Annotated in this window: 3 protein-coding genes; all 3 read left to right on the top strand. The window is 42.9% G+C overall.

Translation table 11 applies throughout. The features are described from left to right. The first annotated feature begins 138 nt into the window (after positions 1 to 138). A complete protein-coding gene (locus OU792_RS18335) occupies positions 139 to 726 on the top strand; it encodes a class I SAM-dependent methyltransferase (RefSeq protein WP_274671023.1) in 588 nt (195 codons plus the stop codon). Next, positions 723 to 2201 carry a glycosyltransferase gene (locus OU792_RS18330; RefSeq protein ID WP_274671022.1) on the top strand — a complete coding sequence of 493 codons (1479 nt, stop codon included), beginning with the start codon at positions 723 to 725 and terminating at the stop codon, positions 2199 to 2201. The genes OU792_RS18335 and OU792_RS18330 overlap by 4 nt, the downstream gene beginning before the upstream one ends. Positions 2202 to 2285: 84 nt before the next feature. After that, the coding region (locus OU792_RS18325) for a hypothetical protein (protein ID WP_274671021.1) at positions 2286 to 2559 on the top strand (274 nt) is incomplete at its 3' end.

Below are 2559 nucleotides of genomic sequence, written 5' to 3'. Positions count from 1 at the left end.
CCAATTGATTTTGAAATAAAAGAGGTTTCTAATGATGATCTTAGAATTTTAAAGGCTTCCCCAGGAGGATGGTCTATTGATATGAAGGTAACCGGAGCGTAAATTCAATTGATAAGATCAAGAAAAATATCTAGGGTTGTGGAAGTAGGTGCGGGTTTTTCGACTATTGTGTTTCATTATTCCTTGAGTAGAGAGAATTTGAATTATGAAATTGTTTCAATTGAAGAAAATAAAGATTGGTTTCGAATACCCAAAGAGGCAGAGTCTTTAATCGATTCTCAAAAAGTAAATTTCCAGTTGGGAAAATTGAGATTTGTTTTCGGCTTATTTGGAATTCATGCGAGTTATAAGCTTACAAAGGACCATTTAACAGGAAAGGGAGTTTCGTTGGTTTTTATAGATGGTCCGCAATATTACTTCGGAAGAGAAGGAGGTTTGGATCACATTTATTCTTTATTGGAAGTTGGGTGTTTAATTGTTTTGGATGATGCTGAGCGATACACTGAGAAGTGTGTTATTTTCAAGTGGCTAAAAGTTTATAAAGGCTTAGAGCTGATTTATTTGAATGATTCTTTTGGGGATAAAGGATTGGCTGTACTTAAAGTGATACAACCGCTCAAGCAAAGATTTTCAATAGCAGCCTTTTCTTTAGGGATGTTACAGGGGATAAAGAGATTAGCAAATTTTAGACAGATTAAGGAAAAACAGAATTTATTGAATAATTGAAACTCCTCTTTACCCAAGATGCCTTAGTCAATGCCGGGGCTGAACGCAGCCACTTGGAAATTCTTTCCCGGTTTTCGGAGGAGGTAGATGTGGGATTTGTGTATTTCTATCCCAAGCATGACCTCAGAGAAGCCTACGAGCGAGCCGGATTCCGGCTCTTTTTTTTGGATATTCCGGAGTCCTATCATTTTGGATTGGCCGTAAGAAGATTGATCAAACTGATTCGACATGAAAAGCCCGATTTGCTGGTTTCCTCCCTTTGGCGGGCGGATATCATCACCCGGATTGCCTCTTGGATTACAGGAGTACCTTTGGTTGGCACCTTGGTCAATGATAGCTATGCTCCCATTGCCTGGACGGATAAGAAGGGTCTGAAATACAAAATCGTCTATTGGTTGGACTGGCTTACCTCAGGCATCCCCGTTCATTGGATCGCCAATGCCCGAGCCTTGGCTGACTCTCATGTAAAGACCTTGGGGATTGATAAGGATAAGATTTCGGTGGTGTACCGCGGCCGACCCGTCATTGCGAGGACCGCAGGGACGAAGCAATCTTTTCAAAAAATCGAATTTACTGATGAGACTCCTTCGGCTGCTGATGGCTCTGAGGTCAATTCAGATTCTCCGAATAGCAGCCTCGCAGTGACGAAACCCGAAGAGACTGCCTCTCCGCCGCGGCGGATCGCAGTGACAGATGACGTCATTGCGAGGACGAGGAACAGTCAGCCCCGTACGAATGTCGGGGAGGAGGAAGTATTCTCAGGAAGCAATAAGATATCTTCCAATGAGGAGATTGCTTCGGCTGCTAAAAGTTCTCAAGAAAAATCAAATGAAGTGGAAAGTAGCCTCGCAATGACGCGAAACTTCATCTCTTACGGTCGTCTTCTTGAGCGAAAAGGCTTTCAGGATGCTATTCAGGCCTTTGCTTCAGTTATCAAAAAATATCCGGATTGTACCTTGACCATTTTTGGAGAAGGTTTTTACAGAAAAAACCTTGAGGCTTTAATCCAAGAATTAGGCCTCTATAATTCTGTCTTTCTTCCTGGCAAAATTCCAAACCCAATGGATATACTGATTTCAAATGGGAAGCAACATCCGACATCCGACATCGGACATCCGACATCATTCCACTGCTTCCTCTTCCCCTCTTGGTACGAAGGCTTTTCCGGTGCCTTAGTGGAAGCCATGATGGCTGGAATCCCCATCATCGCATCGGATATTCCTATGAATTTGGAGGCGGTCGAAGATCAAAAGACTACCCTGATTTTTCCTGTTCAGGATGCAGATTTTTTGGCCAAGCAAATGACTTGGGCGATTGAAAACCCAGAGTCTATGCAAGCATTAGGAATTCAGGCTCGGAAGGTTGCCGAGGAGCGGTTTGATATTGAGAAGATTGCTAAACAGTATGAAGACCTGCTTCAGAAAATTGTTCTATCCCAACGATCAGCTTTAAGGGAAGGAGGGGGAATCAGTTGATCGGTTGGACTAATGAAAAACAAATAAATCTTTGAACAAGAAGCTCCAAGTCCCCCTTCAGGGGGATTTAGGGGGTAAAAAATCATGCTTCGAATAGGCATCCTTGTAGACAGTAACATCATTCAAGCTTGGCAGGCTGAAGCGATTAAGCAGCTCCTCTCTACCGGAATGGTTGAGTTTTCTGTTTTGGTAGTCAATCAATCTCCAAGGACTTCGGGGGGGCAATCTCCCTTTTTTTATCGGGTCTATAGAAAGTTAGACCGAATATTTTTCAAGGACTATTTGGACGCTTTTGAACGGGTACAGAGGTCAAAGGTGATCCCCATAAAAGTTCCTGTTCTTTCGGTCAAACCCATCC

The organism is Algoriphagus sp. NF, from assembly GCF_028823735.1.
Classification (GTDB): domain Bacteria; phylum Bacteroidota; class Bacteroidia; order Cytophagales; family Cyclobacteriaceae; genus Algoriphagus; species Algoriphagus marincola.
This window is presented reverse-complemented; position numbering and strand designations above follow the sequence as displayed.